The sequence below is a fragment of the Luteibacter sp. 621 genome, from assembly GCF_050435445.1.
GTDB lineage: Bacteria > Pseudomonadota > Gammaproteobacteria > Xanthomonadales > Rhodanobacteraceae > Luteibacter.
On sequence record NZ_JBNDKI010000002.1, the window covers coordinates 130,025 to 144,707 of the forward strand.

Consider the following 14,683-nt stretch of genomic DNA (forward strand, 5'->3'; position numbering starts at 1 on the left):
TCCAAATCCCTCGCATGTGCAGAAGCCTTTGAGCGATGGAAGCTGCGGGATCCGCCATGCATAGTCCTTTATGTCGAGAGTGTTTCCAGGTACGGCCGCATTACATTCGCGACCCGGTCGATTTTTGCGAAATGCCATAGATCTGGCATGGAGACGAGACCCTTCCGCCAGGAATCAGTGAGGGCGTCGATGGCCACATCAAGGCCGAGCTTGTTCCGAAACTTGAAGCAATCAGCCACGGTCTTTGCTGGTGCGAATATTCGGACGGATACCCCGTCGAGAACCGCTTCCTCAACGCCGGCCGAAAGCGATGCCGGCGACATCCACACGTAGCGAACGCGGGGATAGCTCACGCGCGGCGACGACAAACTGCTAGGTATTGCGAGCCACACGTCGCGTGGTGATTGCGTACCAATCTGATAATGCCGGAGTGCGCTTAGCAAGCAGACAACGGCGGACGGCACGCGAAGTGAGAGATCGATAAGGGGGCGGTGTTCGCTGGTCGCGGCCTCTGGGAGTGTGTAGATGCCGCGCGTCGAGCGCTCCAGCCGACCTGACGCCACCATCCGACTCAGGATGACTGTCGGTATGCCCTCCCCAGCAAGGTCTCGGGCCCTGATCGAACCGAGCCGCTCGGCAAGACTGAGCACCAGGTCTTCATAGGTCGACTTCGGCATGTGCGCCTCATATGTTGCAATTATGGGGTACTTATATACAAATACCCCAACAATGCAACATCGACGGGCCGACCGCCCCGCATTGCCCACGAAGGGCCCGGCCTTAATCGCGAAATAAGACCACGTAGCACGTCATCCAGTCTGCTACGTTCCCCACGCAGGGGAACAATCTGTCGTGAGGGGTGGCTATGGCTGTCACGCTTGGGTTGGGCCGCAAGTTATTGCGGCTCGCGACTGTGCTCGTACTTCCTTCGTTCGTCACCCTGGCCGCATCCGCGGCTACCGCGCCCGGGTTCGTGCCCGGCTCGGCCAACGTCGCCGTGGCGGATCCCGCGGTGCCTAGGCCGCCGGGCCGCTCATGTGTGGTCCCGTTGTTCAACGGGTTCCAGTTCACCGACTTCTCGAACCACCCTTACACCTATGCGCCGCCCACCGGTTGCGGCCGCGCGTGGTCGAAGGTGGTGCTGGAAGCAGATTTCTCGGTCACGGTCGGGCGCCAGTTCGATCGCACGGCCTCGCTCTGGCTGGGCGGTGCGAACATCTACTTCGGTACCACCCAGGAGCCCTCGGCTACCGTCTCACCCAGCTGGCACATCGAGCGGGATGTCAGCGACTTCGCCAGCCTCCTGGCCAATCCGCAAAGCGGCCAGGCCATCCTGGGCAACATCGTCGATAGCACGTACACCGGCGTGATCAGTGGTTCGGCCCGACTGGTGTTCTACCCCGCCAACATCCTCGCGCCCAAGGTGGATGCGCCCGATGCGGTGCTCCCGCTCTCCGATGGCACGGCGGGTGGACCGGTCACGCTCAATACGGGGACGGATACGCTGTCGCGCACTTTCACCCTGCCTACGAATGTCGAACGCGCCTACCTCGATGTCTTCGCCCAGGGTCAGGGTGGCGATGAGTTCTGGTACTCATGCGTGCCGGACGGTCTGGCCGATGAACTGCAGAGTTGCGGCGGGGGCGCCTTTCGTGAAACGCAGGTCTCTATCGATGGCCAGGCCGCGGGTGTCGCACCGGTGTATCCGTGGATATTCACCGGCGGCATCGATCCCTACATGTGGCGGCCCACACCGGGCGTGCAGACGCTTAACTTCCTGCCTTACCGCGTCGACCTGACGCCATTTGCCGCGCTGCTCAACGATGGCTTGCCGCACACGGTAACGATCACCGTGACGGGTGCGAACGGCTACTTCGCCGTGACCGGCAACCTGTTTGTCTACCAGGACCACGGTAAGAAGAAGCTCACCGGTGCACTGACAGCGAATACGCTCCAGGGGCAGACGCCCGCAGCCGCGGTAGGCAACACCGTGACCGATGCGAACGGCACGACCGCTGGCACGGTCACCACCAGCGCGGCGCGTACGTTCCACACCGCAGGCTATGTCGATACATCGCACGGGCGGATCAGCACGGATGTGGCGCAGACGGTAGCCTTCACGAACGCGCAGGACTTCACCATTGATGCGACTCAGTACGTGCAGGCGATCGACCAACGTGCCACGGTCGCGAGCACGACGAAGACCCGCGTTGGTGCGCTCGGTATCGGCACGACCAACGTGGTCAATTACGACTTCCCGTTATCGGCGCGGTTCGCTTATGCGTTCGATGCGGATGGCAACATCGTATCGTCGCCAAGCCATGTGACCCAAGGCTTTACGCGGCACTTCACGAAGAAGCTGGGTGCATTGACGCTGTACCGCAGCGATGTCGATAACCACATCGACACGGGTGACACGCTCGCCTTCACCGGCGGCGCGGTTACGAGCCACTCCGGCCAGGCCAGCACCCAGTCGTTTCGCTTCAGCGATAACCTGGGCAGCTGCTATGGCCGCGATATCGTCACGACCACGGGCACGCTGACTTCCGCCACCGACGGCGGTGGTTGCTCCCACGGTCGCAATCAGCTGCTGTGGTTCACGCACCCCGATGGCTCGCCGGACACCTCGCGCACCGAGGATCCAGGTTCATTCTGATCGTTTGCTCTGCGAGCCATATGTGTCCCGGGGCCTGCCCGCCCCGGGACACATCCCTCGTTAGTTACTCTCGACGAAACTGATGTGCGGCGTGGTGCCGCCCGTCGCCGTGCAGGTCCCCAGGGTGAGGTTGTTCTGCTCGTACGTGGTACCAGCGTTACCCAGGCAGGTCGGTGCCGAGGTGCTGCCATCGTTCACGGCCAGGTTCACCGTCACGTGTGATCCCTTGTTGAACGACACCACCGGGTTATCGCTGCCATTGCCGAAGATGTTGAACTCCGATTGGGTCCAGATCCGGTTGATGTTCAACGTGGTGGCGGTCTGGCTCACGCTGTGCGCTGTGCCGTTTACCGAGAAGGTGACCGTATCGACGCCACCGGAGGTGGCCGAGCCGGTGAGGCGAATGGTGCCGATGCTCGACACCGGGACCAGCGCCACGCTCACGGCGTTGCTGTTGCGGTAGCAAGCCAACTGGTCGGGATACGAATACCAGCCCGAGGGGCAACCCACCGAGTTGTACTGCGACTGGCTGCCGGCGAAGAACCAATCCTGGATGAAAGCGACGGGCGTGCGGCCGTTCGCCGAGTTGCCGTCGCTATCCGTGGAGTAGATGAACTGCTCCCACGTCTGGCATGAGGAGTAGCCGAACTGGCTGCAGGTCGTTGGATTGCTCGCGATGTTGGTGTTGATCTGCAGCGAGTAGTCCGCCGTACCGGTAGTTACGCCGGTTACGGTGGGGAACGTGCCTACGGCCGATTTGGTGAGGCCGCTGGTGCGCGCTGCGTAGTCGTTGCCGTTACCGACGGTGAAAACGCTTTCGCTACGCGCAGAAGTCGTAAGGCCATTTCCGCCCGTCTCGGGAGGCACGGACACGAACGAAGGCGGCGCTTCACAGCGCTCCGCCTGCCATCCCGCACTTGGGAAGGATGCGTGGAAGCAGCCTTCCACGTTCGGTGCTTGTTGCCTGATGGTCTCGTTCCATGACGACACCGCCTGGGCTTGCGCCGCGGCGGCGATATCGAACGATTGCTCCGCTGCCGATGCGATCGATAGTGAGCTGGTGGTGATCAACGCTGCCAGGACGCCCGTCGTTAGCAGATACTTCTTTGTAGAAGCCATGCAACTCCCCTTCCTAAAAGGTTGAGTGCGGTCAGCCTCGATTCCCGTCCTTGGGTAATAGCACTACGAAATTTCTCAAGCGCAGGATGAAGTCACAGTTTGGGAATGCACGAATTCGGTAAACGAAAGGGGCGCAACGGTATCGTTGCGCCCCTTTGCCGCTCTTCACAGATGTGAGTGCGTGCTACGCGATCAGAAGCCACCGCGCATGCGCGATACAGCAGCCTGCGCGTTATAGCGACGCGATGCATCCGCCATCTCAACGCTGACGATCGTCTTGCCAATCGGCGCCAGCGCAATGCCAGCGAGCTTCAGGTGCTGGATGCCGAACGGAATGCCGATGATGGTGACGAAGCAGGCGATGGCCGACATCACATGGCCGATCGCGAGCCACAGGCCGGCGAACAGAAACCAGACCACGTTGCCGATAAAGCCTAGTCCGCTCGTTCCGATGTCGTGGCGACCGGAGTACTCCGCGCGGTTGATCGCTTCCTTGCCAAACGGGAAGAAGGCGAACTGGCCGATCACAAAGCAGGCCCGCGCCCAGGGGATGCCCACGATCGTGATCATGCAGAGCAGGCCGGCAAGCCACCAGCCCACGCCCATCACGAAACCACCCAGGACAAACCACAGCAGGTTGAAAAGCATTCTCATGGTGTACTCCCTGTTTACCTGGGTGAGAAATTACTTAGATCGGTCTGGGGGAGACAGTGCTGGAAGGCCTAGAACCGCCTTCGCAATTTCCTTATGTAAGGCTTCTTACATAAGCACCGTCCTTATGTAAGGAGTCTTACATAAGGGTTCGAGCCCGCGTCAGGGAAGGGCTTCCACGGGTGCTGCCCGAGCACCGGTACGCGATCTGCGCACGGCAAATACGGCTGGAACCGTCGGCCTTCGCAAGGGGCGGCGTAGCCCTACAGACTTTGCAGGTTCGATTTGCTACGGTCATTTCGTTGCTCGCGCCCCGCCCTCAGCGCTACGCGAGCAACCACCGCCACGGCGGTGAGAGTCGCAGGCCAGTGGTGTTAGCGCACCGCCTGGCCTGCTAACCACAACCAGCTCGAAGGAAGTTGATTATGGCTACCCCTGATCATACGGCACGCGCCCGCCCGCCGAATCCCCCCGGCGACACCTCACCGGTTAACGGGCCGCCTGCATAAGCTGCAGGCGCGGTTGAAGAACGGCTGCGACCTCCGCTTTTGAGGCAATTCTTGATCGAATGAGGCAGGCATAACGCCTGGTAAGCCTCACGGGCGGGTGTCGCTGCAAACCACTTCATCAATCAAGCCGCCCGGCGCCCGGATAGGGCCGCCGGTGAACCCGCGATCCTATGGTCCGTGGCATGGCAGGTCGTGTTGACTGTCGTGCCACGTTAGAGCGCGGTGGGCTTTGCAAGGGATTTGGGCATGAACGAGTTTACGAACACCGCGGACCACTCCACGGAAGCGGCATCTGTCGAGCCATCGCTCCACGAGATGCTCAACGAAGCGACCGAGTGGCTTCAGTACTCGCGCGGTGTCACCGCCACGCTCTCCGACCTTGTGCACGGGGCGGATACGGTCGACTGCAAGCAGATGTCGCTTTCACTCGATGCTATCGCCGCGATGACGCATGCTGCATTGCACCTAGTTAGTGAGGCGCATGCGCAGTGGCATCGAGCGCGGGCACTTCAGCCTCGCGCCGATTTCCGAACCTGCCGGGACGAAGCCGCCGCACGATAACGTGGCCTGCGATCCTCAACATCAGGCCACAAAACAGAGGTCGGCTCACATAAAGAAAGAGCCGCCCTTTTGCACACCTCAAGCGAGGTCGTGTGGCAGCCCGTGACAACGCCCTTGTACTTCAAACTAGACTCCAACAGCAAATTTCGCACCTGAGGAGGAGATATCTACCCAGTACACAGCGCCCTGCGTCCCGCACCCGAGGACGATTTTCTTCTTATGCATCAGTGAACTGCTTGCGTCCATCCACAATCGATAGACCAGCGAAAAGGAGGCGCATACCACGCAACGAAAGGATTCAAACCAGATCACATTAGGTTGAGCGTGCGAATCTACTCAGGCTGAGCCAGGAACTCGTATCGCACATAGATGCCATACGTCTCAATCACGCGCGATTTCGACGATCTTTCTTCAAAGACGACTGGGTGGACGTGCTCTTGCCCGCCACCTTCGATGGTGTACCGAAGCCCTCAAGGCGAAGACTACTCATGTAATTCCTCGCTCGCACTTTTGCGTAGTAGGCAGCTTTCTCTTTCAAAGCAAGGGGTTTCACTTGAATACCTCTTGGGCAGAAGTGCTACCACTTCCTCGCACCATCAAACAATGATTTCCTATCCATTAACGGACAGCATACGGTCTGATGCGGCCCCATCCGATGAACTGTATGAGAGCGAACAGCTAAGACCTGTCAGCAATCAGTCGAGTGGTTCTCGCCAACCCTCAAACAGGATGAGATTGTCGGGCTCTGACACGAACCATGCCGTCGTGTCCCAAGCCAGATCCGGGACCGCTTTTTTGAACACGGTGCTGCCCCTGTCCTCAAACGCAGTCATGAACCGCAGGCTCGACAGTTCGAACCCCGCCTGGGTGGCGATGTCGGTTAGCGCCTTTTTTCGATGTGCATGAACAGGGCCATCACTAGCCACCACTTCAACGAAAACCACCAAGAGCTCGGACCCATCTACCTGCCCACCCAAGTCGACAAGGATGATATCCGGAAGCGCCTTTGACGGGTCGATGTGCAGCTTCAGGCGCCTCGCCAGAAGGTTGTCCTGCTGGACTACCTTGTTACCGGACTCCGACAACCAAAGCACCACTGGATCTTTCAGGAATCGAGTGGCGTACTGCTCGATGACCGCCTTGGCTATGACGCTGGACTTGCCAGCTTTCATCGACCTCGTCTCTCCGCTGGGGAAAGTCATCAACCGAACTGCTATCAGCAAAGATGATCCTTCCAGGCAGCATCATCGTAATTTTGAAGAACAGCCGTGTACATCACCCTGTCCAGCCCTCGCACAAAACGGCTGGTCTTGGTGAGCACCTCCTTGATGTCCTTGTAACCCGTACCGGGCAACGTAGCACTGTGAGCAAGTTGGGTTCGAAGGCTTCCGATAGCTGACAGCAGTAGTTTGCTGTCCTGCCTGAGAACGGAATTCATGCTGCTAAACACGTCGCCGATGCCGATCCGGTTGAACACCGCTCGAAGGTTATCCTGGGACGGATACTTTGAGTCGCCCAGAATATCTCCGCCAACCATCACGCCGACTCCTTGAGTGGTATCGAGAAGTGCGCGAGCCGGACCCGCGAGCGAACCCGACAGCGATTTCAAAAAATCCTTTTCGCCACCTCCAGCCAAGGACTTCGCTACCAGAGCCTTCATGTTCGAGCGACGAAAGAACAGGTGAGCCCGTAGGTTTTCTGGCAGCTCACTGCAATTCCTCGCCTGCGTGACTGAAACTTGCGCAAAGCCTGAAAAAACATCGCTGATATAGTTCTCCATCTGGGCGTGTCCAAGAAAAATGGATGACGCCATGACATATTCAGCCAAACTTACGTGAACTTTCGACTTCTTTGCCAGCTTGAGCCTCTCGCGAATGTCCTTGAGCGATTCCTCAAAGGCCGCCCTGGCCTTGCTCTGTAGGTATGCCATTTTTAGTTCCCGAATGCCTCGGTAATGGCAGTCACTCGATACTTGACCTGCGCGTCGTCGCTCGTTGCCACCGAGATTGCGCGCCGAAACTTGGCATCATCTGCAATCAGACCTGCGAGCACCTGGCATGCATGGGCGGATGACATGACCTTTATTCCTTTGCCCTTCATCGCCCTCGACAACCCAATCATCAGGGCGTCGTAGAGAGCGGCATTGAACGTACTTTGGACCTTCAGGTCCTTTCCAAAAATTCTAAACGACAAGTCTCCGAATAAGCCATGCACCGCGTCGAGCGCAGCTTGAAATGACATCTTCAAAGCAGCTTTCTTCTGGGGGTTCAACGCTCTGTTCTTGTCGGCGAAATCGTTAATGAATGTGGCTAGAGGCTTCCTGTACGCATCAAACCCTTCATCAAGAGACCAGAATCGCAGAACGAGTTCTTCGGCCTTCATACGCTTGTCGACCTTGATGTCGAGCATGGAGAGGAGATGGGACGAAGAAACCGACTGCGTTGCCTCTCTAATCAGGTCTCCGTAGTACAAGCCATGTCGGAGCTCCTGCGGTGTCAGCTTAGTCGCGCCTGTATTCAGCCGTTCGAACACATCGAACTTCACCTGCGGGTGCGTATCCTTGAGGATAACAATGCAGCGTAGGGTTCGATTCTGGATGTGCCTCTGGAAGCGCGGGTCAAGCTCGTGGAATCGGTTTCCCTCCAGTTCCGGATACGCAGTCAGCCCTTTCAACACAAACTCGTTCTTCAAATACCGTGAGATTGACGTCAGTCGCTGGTTTCCATCGATGACGGAGAGCTTCTCATCTTGCTCCTGATTCATGTAAATGACCGGGACCGGGCATTGAATAATGAGCGACTCTATGAGTCTGGACGCCTGAGAGTCAGACCAGACGTATTTGCGCTGAAAATTCGGAATGAACGCACTGCCGTCATCAAGTTTCTCTACCAGAGTCTCGACCGTGAAGTCGTACGTCTCTGTGTGCAATTTCCGCTGCTCCGGCGGAATTGACAAAATACTTTCGGCAAAATCTTGCTCGTCCTTTGTAGGGAAGAGCACATCGGCCAAATCTGCCGTTTTCTTTCTCGTTGCCATTCTTTTCCCTCATCGCTTGATGATTAGCGAGACTCAAAATATTAAAACTTCTGTCGCGAAGCTTTACGCGGTATACGAAGTATGACTGCGAACTTTCCACGCTGATACGTCGGGATAACGACCCCGCCCTCAAACTTCGCCAGCGCTGAGACTCGCTCCGGCAAGCTGGGCGAATTGATGTAGAACTTCGGAAGGATCCCACCGGACAGTCCATGCCCCGTGATTCGGGCAATCGTCCCGTGACCAACACCGGCCCGGTCAAGCCGCATGGTCATCGTGTGCCGAAACGCATGAAAACCCATGCCAGTGTCGGTGACATCACGGGACTTGATGTAGGTCGAAAAATGGCGACTCATGTGACGGCCAAAGCCGTTTCCATCGGTGTTAGGCAGGTGGGGGAACAATCGCTCCTGGCCTGCCGCCTTCATGTCCTCAACAAAGGCCACGAAGCCTGCGTCAAGAAGCGGCTGGGCGATAGGAATGAAACGCAGGGAGGATTTGTTCTTGAGCTTCTGGCCGGGCTTGCCCTTGCGGATATGGAACCCAGGCGCGCCGTGCTCCGTGGCGATGTCATCTACGTAGAGCAGGGAGCCTTCCGTGATGCGGGCGCCTGTGTAGAGACCAATCAATGGCGCCCACAAGCGATGCGGGTATTTCGCCGGCCACTTGGCCAAGGCCACCGGCTCAAAGATGGCATCGAGCTCGGCTTCGGTGAATGCCCGGCCCGTGTCGTCTTCTGTATCAAATTTCGAAACCTTGTCAGTGCCCTTCAACGGGTTCTTCTGGACATGGTCGTTGTCGAGCAGGAAGTTGATGAACACCGAGAGGCGTTGCCGGTGTTTGCTCACCTCATCGAAGAACAGCCGGCAGTCGTCGGCGCCGAGCTCACCGACGGGCTTGTCGCCCACAATGCCTGCAAACAACCGCAGGGTATGACGACTATCGAGCACGGTTATCTTTTCGCGCTTGGCGCGCTCCAAGTCACCCAGATGCACGGCAATCTGGTGGGGAGGCAAGCTTACTTTTTTGGGCGCCGCCTTCGCTGGAAGACCGGCCCCCACAGGTGCCTTGACCACATGCGGGGCAATCGCCCGACTTGCGTCATCGACCATGGCTTGGAACTGCCGGGCGTCTTGGCCGTTGTCGATTTGGACGTTCCGGAGAACCGTGCCATTGGGCAACGACACCTCACCCAGGGTGAGGTCGCGGCGGCCGACACTGTGGGTAGCCTCCAATGCTTTTTTCAGGTCCACGACATTCCCCTGTCTGAGCTCACCGAACGCCTGCGAGAGTGCCACAGCCATGGTCTCGGCAACCAGCCGCGCACGGTCACCTTTGACCATCTTGAGAGGGCGGACAAGGAAGCGGGAACCGACCACACTGAGGAGGTCAGCAGGCGCACGGAAGCGGACGTAGAGTCCGGCAGGCGATGCAGGAAAGGGGGCTTCGGCACGAAGGCGATTCCTCAAACGACACTTTCTTGAAGGGCCGTGATGGGTATCGCTGATTGCCTGCAACCGTTGCGCCCAGGGGCTACAGTAGGTTGTGGAGCGGGTGAAGGGAATCGAACCCTCGTCAGTAGCTTGGGAAGCTACAGCTCTACCATTGAGCTACACCCGCATCGAGCGGCGATGTTAATACGACAGGGGCGCCAGGGGAAAGGTGGCGGTCGCCTGAACGGGCCGGAATGGCCCCACGCCAGGCGTACGCCCCGGGCGCATAATCGTGACGGGGAATTCTTACGAGGACCGCCGCCATGCGCCTTTCCACGTTATCCATCGCCGTTGTGCTCACGCTCGGTGCCGGGTCGGCGCTGGCCCAGTCGCGCACGGTCTCCACGGCCAACATGCCGAAACCTGGGGTGAGCTATATCGCAGGCCCTGGTGCGCCCGAGCGGCGCGAGACGGTCAGCACCGGCACCCTGCCCACCCCCGCAAAACTCTATGTGGGCGGCCAGGCAACCACCGGCGGCTACGATTCATCCAGCTCCCAGGTGGGTGGCGCCTACGTCGATGGCGGTTATTACGGTGGGGGCGGCTACTACGGCGGCTACCCGGGTGCCGGCGGTAACTATCCCGGTGGCTACCCGGGCGGAGGCCGCCCCGGCGGCGGTCATGACGGCGGCCACGGTCACGACCATGACCACGATGGCAACGGCCATGGGCGCCCCAATCCCGGCAACACCGTGGTCGTCGGCGGCACCTCCAACCCCAACCGTGACAACACGCGTTTCAACGTGGCCCCGGTCCGCGACAACAACGGCCGTGACCAGGGCCGTGGCGGCGGGAACAACGGCTATGGCAACGGCAATAACGGGTACGGGAACAACGGCTACGGCCACGGCAACAATGGCGTCCGCCCCGTGGTGATGGAGCCCCCGCCGCGCCCCTATTCCCCCGGCAGCGGCCAGAGCAGCGTGCCGCTCTACCAGCAGCCCGGTTCCGGGCCGCCGCCGCAGATCCCCCGTGGCGCCAGCACGCCCCAGCCCACCCGGGGCCGTGGGTACTAGCCAGCCCCTGCGGCTACAATGGGCGAATGCACATCACCCTTAATGGCGATGCGCGCGATTGCGCGCCCGGCACCTCGGTATCGTCCCTGCTCGACGCGGCTGGCTACGCGGGCAAGCGCGTGGCCGTCGAGGTGAACCTTGAGATCGTGCCGCGCAGCGCGCACGCCACCCACCTGCTCGCCGAAGGCGACAAGGTGGAAATCGTCCATGCCATCGGCGGCGGCTAAGCCGCGCCCATCGACGGAAGACCCCGCATGAACCACTTCTCCCCCGCTGGCGATGACCCGCTGATCGTCGCAGGCCGCACGTTCCACTCGCGCCTGCTTACCGGCACCGGCAAGTACAAGGATTTCGACGAGACCCGCCGCGCCACCGATGCCGCCGGCGCGCAGATCGTCACCCTGGCCATCCGCCGGGTGAACATCGGCCAGGATGCCAGCCAGCCGAACCTGCTGGAGGCCCTGCCGCCGGATCGCTTCACCCTGCTGCCGAACACGGCCGGCTGCTACACCGCCGATGAGGCCGTGCGCACCTGCCGCCTGGCCCGCGAGCTGCTGGACGGGCACAACCTGGTGAAGCTGGAAGTGCTGGGCGACCAGCGCACGCTCTACCCCGATGTGGTGCAGACCCTGGTCGCCGCGGAGAAGCTCGTCGCCGATGGCTTCGATGTCATGGTGTACACCTCCGACGATCCGATCCTTGCCCGCCGCCTGGAGGAGATCGGTTGCGTCGCGATCATGCCGCTGGCCGCGCCGATCGGCTCGGGCCTGGGCATCCAGAACCGCTACAACCTGCTCGAGATCGTCGAGAACGCCAAGGTGCCGGTCATCGTCGATGCGGGCGTGGGCACCGCGTCGGATGCCGCCATCGCGATGGAACTGGGTTGCGACGGCGTGCTGATGAACACCGCTATTGCCGGTGCAAAGGATCCGGTGCTGATGGCGCATGCGATGAAGCTGGCCGTGGAAGCAGGCCGCGCCGCGTTCCGTGCCGGCCGCATTCCGCGCAAGCGTTTCGCCTCGGCATCGAGCCCGGTGGAAGGACTGGTCGGTTAAGCAGCATGGCCCACGACAACGACAACACCACGGGCGACGACGCCCCGTTCCACCGCCGCATCCGCAGCTTCGTGCTGCGCGAAGGCCGCATGACGCCAGCGCAGCAGCGCGCGTTTGATGACCACTGGGCGCGCTTTGGCCTGGATTACAAGGGCGAAACGCGTGACCTGGCAGCCACCTTTGGCCGCGATGCACCGCGCGTGCTCGAAATCGGCTTTGGCAATGGCGAGGCACTGGCCTGGGCTTCCGAACACGACCTTGCCCGCGACTATATCGGCGTGGAAGTGCACGGCCCCGGCGTCGGCCGCCTGATGAATGCGCTGGCCGCCCGCGATGCGAGCAACGTGCGCCTGTACAAGCACGATGCCGTGGAAGTGCTGGAAAACGAGATCCCGCCGGGTAGCCTCTCCGAGGTGCGCATCTGGTTTCCGGACCCGTGGCACAAGAAGAAGCACAACAAGCGCCGCATCGTGCAGCCGGCCTTCGTGGCACTGCTTGCCTCGCGCATGGCACCCGGTGGCCTGCTGCACCTGGCCACGGATTGGGAAGCCTACGCTGAGCACATGCGCGAGGTGATGGAAGCCGCCCCGGGCTGGCGCAACCGCGTGGGGCCGGGCGAAGCAGCCGAGCGCCCCGAGTGGCGCATCGAGACCCATTTCGAGCGCCGCGGCCTGCGTCTTGGCCATGGTGTCTGGGATTTCCTCTACGAATGGCACGGTTAGACAAGCCGTAGATCCAGAAATCGGCATGATCGGGCTTCGTGTCCCCCACGGAGCCCCGCATGTCCATTTCCACCGTTGCCGATCTGTTCGCAGAAACCCTCGAGCAGGCCGGCGTACGCCGTATCTACGGCGTGGTCGGCGATAGCCTCAACGCCATCACCGAAGCCCTCCGCGAGCGCCAGCACATCGACTGGGTGCACGTTCGCCACGAAGAAGCGGCCGCCTTCGCCGCCGGCGGCGAGGCCCAGCTCACCGGCCAGCTCGCCGTTTGCGCGGGCAGCTGCGGCCCCGGCAACCTGCACCTCATCAACGGCCTGTTCGATTGCCACCGCACACGCACGCCGGTGCTGGCGATCGCCGCGCACATTCCCAGTGCCGAGATCGGCAGCGGCTATTTCCAGGAAACCCACCCCACCGAACTGTTCCGCGAGTGCAGCGTGTACTGCGAGATGGTGTCGGACCCGGCGCAGATGCCACACGTGCTCGATTCGGCTATCCGCGCCGCCGTAGGCCAACGTGGCGTCGCGGTGGTAGTCATCCCGGGCGATGTGGCCATGAAGAAGGCCGTGGTGAAGAAGGTGACCCCGGTCGCCGGCCTGCTGCCGCCCTCGCCCAAGGTGATCCCCGCCGAGCGCGAGCTCGATGCGCTGGCGGCACTGCTCAATGCCGGCAAGCGGGTAACCCTGCTCTGCGGTCGCGGCACCGCCGGTGCTCACGCGGAACTCATCGCGCTCGCGGATGCGCTCAAGTCGCCGATCGTGCATGCGCTCGGTGGCAAGGAATACGTGGAGTACGACAACCCCTTCGACGTGGGCATGACCGGCTTGATCGGTTTCAGCTCCGGCTACCACGCGATGGAGGATTGCGACACGCTGCTGATGCTGGGTACCGACTTCCCCTACCGCCAGTTCTACCCGGAGGACGCGAAGATCGCGCAGGTGGATATCCGCCCGGGCAACATCGGCCGCCGCTGCCGTGTGGACCTGGGCGTGGTAGGCGATGTGGGTGAAACCCTGCGCGCCCTGCTGCCGCGGATCGAACCCAAGCGCGTGCGTGGCCACCTGGACCGTTGCCTGGCCCACTACGCCCGCACCCGCGAGGACCTGGATGAACTGGCGGCGATCCGCGAGGGCCACGAGCTGATCCACCCGCAGCAGGTCACCCACCTGGTGAGCGAGCTGGCCGAGGACGATGCGGTGTTTACCGTGGATGTAGGCACCCCGACGATCTGGGCGGCCCGCTATCTCAAGATGAATGGCAAGCGGCGGCTGGTGGGCTCGTTCGTGCACGGCTCCATGGCCAATGCCATGCCGCAGGCCATCGGTATCCAGGCGGCCTTCCCTGATCGCCAGGTGGTGTCGCTCTCGGGCGATGGCGGCTTCAGCATGATGATGGGCGACTTCATTACGCTGGCCCAGGAGAAGCTGCCGGTGAAGATCATCGTGCTCAACAACGGTACGTTGGGCTTCGTGGAGCTGGAGATGAAGGCTGCCGGCCTGGTCGAAACCGGGGTGGAGCTGCGTAACCCGGATTTCGCCGCGATGGCTAATGCGATGGGCATCCATGGGCGCCGGGTGGCCCGGGCCTCGGACCTGCCTTCGGCCATTGCCGAGGTGCTCTCGCACGAGGGGCCGGCCCTGCTCGATGTGGTGAGCAACCGGCTCGAGCTTTCCATGCCGCCGAAGATCAGCGCCGAGCAGGTGAAGGGTTTTAGCCTGCATGCGTTGAAGGCGGTAATGAGCGGGCGCGGGGACAGCATCGTGGACCTGGCCGTTTCTAACCTGAGCCGCTAACAAGACACGCGCCCGTGCCATGGCGCGTGTCGCCCTTGTAGGGGCGCGCTTGCGCGCGATCGGGTGTGCCGC

15 protein-coding genes and 1 tRNA gene are annotated in these 14,683 nt (G+C 61.2%); 7 read left to right on the forward strand and 9 right to left on the reverse strand.

The genetic code is table 11. The features are described 5' to 3' along the window. Window positions 1-68: 68 nt before the first annotated feature. Window positions 69-677 (reverse strand): type IV toxin-antitoxin system AbiEi family antitoxin domain-containing protein, encoded by a 609-nt coding sequence (locus tag ABIE56_RS02775; protein ID WP_429242315.1) that lies wholly within the window; start codon window positions 675-677, stop codon window positions 69-71. Window positions 678-865: 188 nt separating this feature from the next. On the opposite strand from ABIE56_RS02775, the gene ABIE56_RS02780 reads away from it, so the two are divergent. After that, window positions 866-2,656 (forward strand): peptide-N4-asparagine amidase, encoded by a 1,791-nt coding sequence (locus ABIE56_RS02780; protein ID WP_429242316.1) that lies wholly within the window; start codon window positions 866-868, stop codon window positions 2,654-2,656. A 60-nt stretch (window positions 2,657-2,716) separates the two neighbouring features. Here ABIE56_RS02780 and ABIE56_RS02785 read toward each other — a convergent pair whose 3' ends face one another. Together ABIE56_RS02785 and ABIE56_RS02790 are read right to left on the reverse strand one after the other, a co-directional pair. Further along, window positions 2,717-3,775 (reverse strand): hypothetical protein, encoded by a 1,059-nt coding sequence (locus tag ABIE56_RS02785; protein WP_429242317.1) that lies wholly within the window; start codon window positions 3,773-3,775, stop codon window positions 2,717-2,719. A gap of 192 nt (window positions 3,776-3,967) precedes the next feature. Beyond that, on the reverse strand, window positions 3,968-4,429 hold the full coding sequence (locus tag ABIE56_RS02790) for a YccF domain-containing protein (protein WP_429242318.1): 462 nt from the start codon (window positions 4,427-4,429) through the stop codon (window positions 3,968-3,970). A 752-nt stretch (window positions 4,430-5,181) separates the two neighbouring features. On the opposite strand from ABIE56_RS02790, the gene ABIE56_RS02795 reads away from it, so the two are divergent. Next, on the forward strand, window positions 5,182-5,496 hold the full coding sequence (locus ABIE56_RS02795) for a hypothetical protein (protein ID WP_429242319.1): 315 nt from the start codon (window positions 5,182-5,184) through the stop codon (window positions 5,494-5,496). Between the two features lie 385 nt (window positions 5,497-5,881). On the opposite strand, the gene ABIE56_RS02800 is transcribed toward ABIE56_RS02795, so the two are convergent. The 6 genes from ABIE56_RS02800 to ABIE56_RS02825 form a co-directional block, all read right to left on the reverse strand. Continuing rightward, the gene (locus ABIE56_RS02800; protein WP_429242320.1) at window positions 5,882-6,049 is read right to left on the reverse strand and encodes a YhfG family protein; all 168 of its coding nucleotides are present in this window, start codon (window positions 6,047-6,049) and stop codon (window positions 5,882-5,884) included. 142 nt (window positions 6,050-6,191) lie between these two features. Further along, window positions 6,192-6,698, reverse strand: coding sequence for a BsuBI/PstI family type II restriction endonuclease (locus ABIE56_RS02805; protein WP_429242321.1), 507 nt, complete (start codon window positions 6,696-6,698; stop codon window positions 6,192-6,194). A 14-nt stretch (window positions 6,699-6,712) separates the two neighbouring features. Continuing rightward, window positions 6,713-7,426, reverse strand: a complete 714-nt coding sequence (locus ABIE56_RS02810) for a hypothetical protein (RefSeq protein WP_429242322.1) — start codon at window positions 7,424-7,426, stop codon at window positions 6,713-6,715. Window positions 7,427-7,428: 2 nt separating this feature from the next. After that, window positions 7,429-8,532, reverse strand: a complete 1,104-nt coding sequence (locus tag ABIE56_RS02815) for a DUF262 domain-containing protein (RefSeq protein WP_429242323.1) — start codon at window positions 8,530-8,532, stop codon at window positions 7,429-7,431. Between the two features lie 41 nt (window positions 8,533-8,573). After that, window positions 8,574-10,001 carry an integrase gene (locus ABIE56_RS02820; protein WP_429242324.1) on the reverse strand — a complete coding sequence of 476 codons (1,428 nt, stop codon included), beginning with the start codon at window positions 9,999-10,001 and terminating at the stop codon, window positions 8,574-8,576. Window positions 10,002-10,078: 77 nt separating this feature from the next. After that, window positions 10,079-10,152: transfer RNA gene (locus tag ABIE56_RS02825), tRNA-Gly, on the reverse strand. 136 nt (window positions 10,153-10,288) lie between these two features. Between ABIE56_RS02825 and ABIE56_RS02830 the strand changes: the two genes are divergently transcribed. From ABIE56_RS02830 to poxB, 5 genes are read left to right on the forward strand one after another with little or no spacing between them, the layout of a single operon-like run. Further along, window positions 10,289-11,041, forward strand: coding sequence for a hypothetical protein (locus tag ABIE56_RS02830; protein ID WP_429242325.1), 753 nt, complete (start codon window positions 10,289-10,291; stop codon window positions 11,039-11,041). A gap of 26 nt (window positions 11,042-11,067) precedes the next feature. Further along, window positions 11,068-11,268, forward strand: coding sequence for a sulfur carrier protein ThiS (gene thiS, locus ABIE56_RS02835; protein ID WP_429242326.1), 201 nt, complete (start codon window positions 11,068-11,070; stop codon window positions 11,266-11,268). Between the two features lie 27 nt (window positions 11,269-11,295). Next, on the forward strand, window positions 11,296-12,096 hold the full coding sequence (locus tag ABIE56_RS02840) for a thiazole synthase (RefSeq protein ID WP_429242327.1): 801 nt from the start codon (window positions 11,296-11,298) through the stop codon (window positions 12,094-12,096). 5 nt (window positions 12,097-12,101) lie between these two features. Beyond that, window positions 12,102-12,818 carry a tRNA (guanosine(46)-N7)-methyltransferase TrmB gene (gene trmB / locus ABIE56_RS02845; protein WP_429242328.1) on the forward strand — a complete coding sequence of 239 codons (717 nt, stop codon included), beginning with the start codon at window positions 12,102-12,104 and terminating at the stop codon, window positions 12,816-12,818. Window positions 12,819-12,877: 59 nt separating this feature from the next. Continuing rightward, window positions 12,878-14,611 carry a ubiquinone-dependent pyruvate dehydrogenase gene (gene poxB / locus ABIE56_RS02850; RefSeq protein WP_429242329.1) on the forward strand — a complete coding sequence of 578 codons (1,734 nt, stop codon included), beginning with the start codon at window positions 12,878-12,880 and terminating at the stop codon, window positions 14,609-14,611. Window positions 14,612-14,683: the final 72 nt, after the last annotated feature.

Excerpts from the sequence above, each read along its gene's own strand:
- ABIE56_RS02775 (WP_429242315.1), bottom strand. The coding sequence starts at position 677 with ATGCCGAAGTCGACCTATGAAGACCTGGTGCTCAGTCTTGCCGAGCGG.
- ABIE56_RS02780 (WP_429242316.1), top strand. The coding sequence starts at position 866 with ATGGCTGTCACGCTTGGGTTGGGCCGCAAGTTATTGCGGCTCGCGACT.
- ABIE56_RS02785 (WP_429242317.1), bottom strand. The coding sequence starts at position 3,775 with ATGGCTTCTACAAAGAAGTATCTGCTAACGACGGGCGTCCTGGCAGCG.
- ABIE56_RS02790 (WP_429242318.1), bottom strand. The coding sequence starts at position 4,429 with ATGAGAATGCTTTTCAACCTGCTGTGGTTTGTCCTGGGTGGTTTCGTG.
- ABIE56_RS02795 (WP_429242319.1), top strand. The coding sequence starts at position 5,182 with ATGAACGAGTTTACGAACACCGCGGACCACTCCACGGAAGCGGCATCT.
- ABIE56_RS02805 (WP_429242321.1), bottom strand. The coding sequence starts at position 6,698 with ATGACTTTCCCCAGCGGAGAGACGAGGTCGATGAAAGCTGGCAAGTCC.
- ABIE56_RS02810 (WP_429242322.1), bottom strand. The coding sequence starts at position 7,426 with ATGGCATACCTACAGAGCAAGGCCAGGGCGGCCTTTGAGGAATCGCTC.
- ABIE56_RS02815 (WP_429242323.1), bottom strand. The coding sequence starts at position 8,532 with ATGGCAACGAGAAAGAAAACGGCAGATTTGGCCGATGTGCTCTTCCCT.
- ABIE56_RS02830 (WP_429242325.1), top strand. The coding sequence starts at position 10,289 with ATGCGCCTTTCCACGTTATCCATCGCCGTTGTGCTCACGCTCGGTGCC.
- thiS (WP_429242326.1), top strand. The coding sequence starts at position 11,068 with ATGCACATCACCCTTAATGGCGATGCGCGCGATTGCGCGCCCGGCACC.
- ABIE56_RS02840 (WP_429242327.1), top strand. The coding sequence starts at position 11,296 with ATGAACCACTTCTCCCCCGCTGGCGATGACCCGCTGATCGTCGCAGGC.
- trmB (WP_429242328.1), top strand. The coding sequence starts at position 12,102 with ATGGCCCACGACAACGACAACACCACGGGCGACGACGCCCCGTTCCAC.
- poxB (WP_429242329.1), top strand. The coding sequence starts at position 12,878 with ATGTCCATTTCCACCGTTGCCGATCTGTTCGCAGAAACCCTCGAGCAG.